The sequence below is a fragment of the Desulfoplanes sp. genome, assembly GCF_054921335.1.
This window is the reverse complement of sequence record NZ_JBUDSQ010000119.1, coordinates 1-4,951: the sequence shown is the minus strand read 5'-3', so window position 1 is coordinate 4,951 and position 4,951 is coordinate 1. Positions and strand designations below refer to the sequence as shown.

The 4,951-nt window shown below is 49.7% G+C and carries 5 protein-coding genes; all 5 read left to right on the top strand.

Annotated elements, in window-relative coordinates; all coding sequences use genetic code 11:
* Positions 1-677: 677 nt before the first annotated feature.
* Positions 678-1,664, top strand: a complete 987-nt coding sequence (locus ACY692_RS14010; protein ID WP_462326000.1) for an NAD-dependent 4,6-dehydratase LegB — start codon at positions 678-680, stop codon at positions 1,662-1,664.
* A complete protein-coding gene (locus tag ACY692_RS14005; protein WP_462325999.1) occupies positions 1,657-2,829 on the top strand; it encodes a LegC family aminotransferase in 1,173 nt (390 codons plus the stop codon). The genes ACY692_RS14010 and ACY692_RS14005 overlap by 8 nt, the downstream gene beginning before the upstream one ends.
* On the top strand, positions 2,822-3,439 hold the full coding sequence (locus tag ACY692_RS14000) for a NeuD/PglB/VioB family sugar acetyltransferase (RefSeq protein ID WP_462325998.1): 618 nt from the start codon (positions 2,822-2,824) through the stop codon (positions 3,437-3,439). The genes ACY692_RS14005 and ACY692_RS14000 overlap by 8 nt, the downstream gene beginning before the upstream one ends.
* Complete coding sequence (gene neuB / locus ACY692_RS13995; RefSeq protein WP_462325997.1) at positions 3,436-4,440, top strand: N-acetylneuraminate synthase; 1,005 nt, start codon at positions 3,436-3,438, stop codon at positions 4,438-4,440. Before ACY692_RS14000 ends, neuB begins: the two co-directional genes overlap by 4 nt.
* A 19-nt stretch (positions 4,441-4,459) precedes the next feature.
* Positions 4,460-4,951, top strand: a 492-nt coding sequence (neuC, locus tag ACY692_RS13990) for a UDP-N-acetylglucosamine 2-epimerase (protein WP_462325996.1), incomplete at its 3' end; no start/stop codon positions are given.

Below are 4,951 nucleotides of genomic sequence, written 5' to 3'. Positions count from 1 at the left end.
GTTAGTGTACGAACCAGAAACTCCCTCGGCAGATTTGTGGGAAAAATGCATTTGATGTGAGAACAGCGGTATATGGTTTGGCTTGTCTGAACTCAGCGAACACGATGACGCGGAGGACAACGAGTCCAATTCCTGCTAAATTCTTATATATTTTAATAAGTTACTTGTATTTTGGGGCCATCTGATTGATTCTAACGCTGTAAAAAGGCCTTTTCCATGACAAAAAACTAATGATCTCGAAAAGTTCGAGGGGTCAGACCCCATAGGCACATATCAAAGACTTGCATAAAATTTCTGCTCAACCTCGAAAGGTCATTGAGGATCTGGTTTTCACTACCATCCCTCAAATCAATATGTTCCCCCTGCCTACACCTCGCTTCCCCCCTCCCCCTCTCGGAACGCAGAGTGTTCCCCGAAAAAATAAATCTTTCCCTGAAAATCATTGAATCCTCGGCAGATAGCTGCTAGCGAAATATTTCCGTCAATAAATTTCACCCCACGATCAAACGCTTATCATGTCGGAATTCCACAAACATTCTCCCTTGGCGCTCTAGTTGCTTTTACTAGACATATCTTCACCGATACGACATTTTTTTGACGGCATTCACAGTCCCCCAAGAATACTCTTCATGTATCTTTATAAATGAATGCCAACCTCTCAACACCGCTCAGAACCAATGCGAAATAAACACATCCTCATCACCGGCGCAGAGGGTTTCATCGGCTCCCACCTTACAGAAACGATCCTTGCCAAAGGTTGCAAGGTCCGAGCTCTCAGCCTTTATAATTCCTTCAACGATTGGGGCTGGCTGGAAGAGGTCCCCAAAAATGATAACCTCGAAGTCGTATGCGGAGACATCCGAGACCCCCATTTCTGCAAGGAAATCACCAAGGGAATTGACACAATCTTTCATTTGGCGGCCCTCATTGCCATTCCCTATTCCTACATCGCTCCGGACAGCTACGTGGACACCAATGTCAAAGGCACCCTCAATATCTGCCAGGCGGCCAAGGAGAACGGATGTACACGCCTTATTCATACATCCACTTCAGAAGTATATGGTACCGCTCAATACGTACCCATTGACGAAAAGCACCCCTTGCAGCCCCAGTCACCCTACTCGGCAACCAAAGTTGGGGCGGACTCCATGGCCCTGAGTTTTCATTCGGCTTTTGACTTGCCCGTCACCATTGCCCGGCCGTTCAATACGTACGGTCCTCGTCAGAGCGCACGTGCAGTTATCCCGACCATCATCATGCAGATTGCAGCCGGGAAAAAACAGATCACGCTCGGAGATGTCTCGCCTACCCGGGATTTCAACTATGTGCTTGATACCTGCCGTGGCTTCATCGCCCTGGCCGAGTCCGACAAGACTATCGGCGAGGTGGTCAACATCGGTTCCAATTTCGAGATCTCGGTTGGAGATACCCTCAACCTGATCAAGGAACTCATGGATTCCGATGTCAAATTTGTGACCGATCAGGCCCGTATCCGCCCGGAGAATTCAGAAGTCTTCAGACTGTGGTGTGACAATACCAAAATTCACAATCTCACGGGATTTAAGCCTAAATATTCAATCCGTGAAGGATTACGTTTGACTATAGAGTGGCTTAGTAAGCCTGAAAATCTATCACGCTATAAAATTGATCTGTACAATGTATAGTGACCTTATTCAATTTATCCGAAGCCATTACAGGCAACCGGAGGAGTTTATCCCGCTCCATGCACCGACATTCAAGGAGCATGATCGGGAATATGTACTCGATGCCATTGACTCGACCTTTGTTTCCAGCGTGGGCGAATATGTGAATCGGTTCGAACGCGACCTGGCCGCTTTTACGGGGGCAACGCGGGCCGTGGCTACGGTCAATGGCACGACAGCACTTCAGGCCGCTCTCAGGCTGGTTGGCGTCGGGTTTGGGGATGAAGTCATCACGCAACCCCTGACCTTTGTTGCAACAGCCAATGCCATTGCACATTCAGGGGCTCACCCTGTTTTTACTGATGTCGACCGTGACACCATGGGGCTCAGTCCGGATGCCCTGGAAGCGTGGTTGGTGGAGAATGCTGAGATGAGGAAGGCTGAAATGGAAACCTCGCAAGCTCACGCATACAACAAAGCCACCAATCGTCGTATTGGTGCAATCCTCCCCATGCACACATTCGGTCATCCCTGCGGGATCGAACGGATCGTGGAGATTGCCCGCAAATGGTCGATTCCGGTTGTTGAGGATGCCGCTGAAGCCATTGGCTCCTATGTAGGCAAAACTCATTGCGGCCTGTTCGGCGATATCGGCATTTTGAGCTTCAACGGCAACAAAGCCATCACCTGCGGCGGAGGTGGGGCCATCCTGACTCATGATGAAGCTCTGGGTGCCAGGGCAAAACATCTGACCACCACGGCCAAAGTACCTCACCCATGGGATTTTGAGCATGATGAAATAGGCTACAACTTCCGCATGCCCAATCTGAACGCGGCACTGGCCTGTGCCCAGCTGGAACGTCTGCCGGATATTCTGGAGGAAAAACGCCACTTCGCTCTTGAGTACAGTCAATTTTTCAAGGACAAGGACTGGGCCGAATTTTTGGAAGAACCTGCAGGTACACGCAGCAATTACTGGCTGTGTGCCATTGCCCTGGAGAATGGAACTGCCAAGGATGGATTTCTTGAAACAGTGAATGCGAAAGGGGTGATGGTCCGGCCAATCTGGAAGTTGATGACCGAATTGGCCATTTACAAAGATTGCCAGTCCGGTCCGGTAAAAAATGCGAAATGGTTGCGGGAGCGGGTGGTGAATCTGCCGAGCGGGGTTCGAAACGGTGAGTAAGCCGGAGATCATCCTGGTTGGTGCAGGTGGCCACTGCCGATCCTGCATCGATGTGATCGAGCAGGAGAACAGATTTTCCATTGCGGGGGTTGTGGATCGCCCTGACGCTGCTCTGAGTGACAATGTTTTGGGGTATCCTGTTTTGGGCTCAGATGATGACTTGCCCAACTTGAGGCAGCAGATTGAGCATGCTTTGATCACGGTCGGCCAGATAGGTTCATCTACAGTCCGGATAAAACTTTTTGAATTGCTCACCTCCCTGGGATTTCATCTTCCCGTCATCATATCCCCTTTTGCATATGTCTCGAGGCATGCGGCGGTCGCCTCCGGGTCCATTGTCATGCATCATGCGGTAGTCAATGCCGGGGCCAGAGTTGGAGTAAACGGGATCATTAATACGAAAGCCTTAGTCGAACACGATGCATTCATAGGGGATCATTGCCATGTATCCACGGGGGCGATCGTCAATGGTGATGCATCTGTACGAGATGGTTCTTTTCTGGGCTCGCAATCATGTACCGTTCAGTCGGTGACGTTGCAAAAAAATCATTTTGGGAAGGCCATGTCTCTGATTTCCGGAACACAATCACATCGAGAGAAAATAAAATGAGTGTCTTGATCATTGCCGAAGCAGGTGTGAATCACAACGGCTCCCTCGAACAGGCAAAAAAACTTGTTGAAGTTGCTGCTCATGCAGGGGCGGATGTCGTCAAATTCCAGACATTCAGGGCTGAAAATATTGTCGCCAAACATGCTGTAAAGGCGGAATATCAAAAAAAGACAACGGATGGCGAACAAACGCAGTTCGAGATGCTCAAGCGGTTGGAGTTATCCACTGCCGATCATGTCGAACTGATGGCCTATTGCAAAAGGTGCGAAATCAGGTTTTTATCGACCCCCTTTGATTTGGAGTCCGCTGATTTTTTGAGCGACATAGGGCAGAATGTCTGGAAGATCGCATCCGGCGAAATCACAAATCTCCCCTACCTGCGCAAGATCGGTTCCTTGAAACAGGAAGTGATCATGTCCACCGGCATGGCTGATCTAGGTGAAATAGAGGACGCCCTTTCAGTTTTGAAAACTGCGGGAACTCCTCGAGACAACATCACCGTTCTGCATTGCAATACAGAATATCCGACGCCGATGCAGGATGTGAACCTTCTGGCCATGAAAACCATTGAGGCTGCGTTTCCCGGTATCCGTGTCGGATACTCCGATCACACAGTGGGCATCGAAGTTCCCATAGCAGCCGTTGCCATAGGGGCCACAGTCATTGAAAAGCACTTTACGCTGGATCGTAATCTGCCAGGACCAGACCACCGGGCAAGTCTCGAACCTGGGGAACTCGAAGATATGGTTCGATCGATCAGAAATATCGAAACGGCCATGGGAAGTGGCATCAAGACTCCTTCTCCCTCGGAGAGCAAGAACAAACCCATTGCCAGGAAGAGTATCGTGGCCGGGCAAAAAATTCTAAAAGGCGAAATTCTTTCCGAAGAGAATCTGGCAGTAAAACGGCCAGGCACTGGTTTGTCTCCCATGCGATGGGATGAGGTTGTCGGGACTTTTGCCAAGCAGGATTTCCAAGATGATGATTTCATAAAGATGTAACTTGAGTAAGGCGTTCAGGATGATGCGAAAAATTTGTATTTTTACCGGTACTCGCGCCGAATACGGCCTTTTGAAGCTATTGATGGACAGTATTCGGCAGGACAGCGACCTGCAACTTCAATTGCTTGTCACAGGGATGCATTTGTCGCCGGAGTTCGGTAAGACCCGGACCCTGATTGAAGAAGATGGCTTTTCCATCGATGAACAGGTGGAGATGCTCCTCAGTTCCGACTCGCCTGTCGGGATAAGTAAATCCATGGGGCTCGGGCTGATAGGTTTCAGTGAGGCTTTGGAACGCTTGAACCCGGACCTGGTGGTTATTTTGGGGGATCGCTTCGAATCTATGGCCATGGCCTGTGTCTGCATGAATCATAGGGTTCCTGTTGCTCACCTGCATGGCGGAGAAACCACTCAGGGTGCTGTTGATGAGGCGTTCCGGCACTCCATCACCAAAATGAGCCATTTTCACTTCACCAGTACCAAAGAGTACCACAATCGGGTCATTCAACTG

What these genes read in the sequence shown, in the direction of transcription:
- ACY692_RS14010 (WP_462326000.1), top strand. Translation starts at nt 678, where the DNA reads ATGCGAAATAAACACATCCTCATCACCGGCGCAGAGGGTTTCATCGGC.
- ACY692_RS14005 (WP_462325999.1), top strand. Translation starts at nt 1,657, where the DNA reads ATGTATAGTGACCTTATTCAATTTATCCGAAGCCATTACAGGCAACCG.
- neuB (WP_462325997.1), top strand. Translation starts at nt 3,436, where the DNA reads ATGAGTGTCTTGATCATTGCCGAAGCAGGTGTGAATCACAACGGCTCC.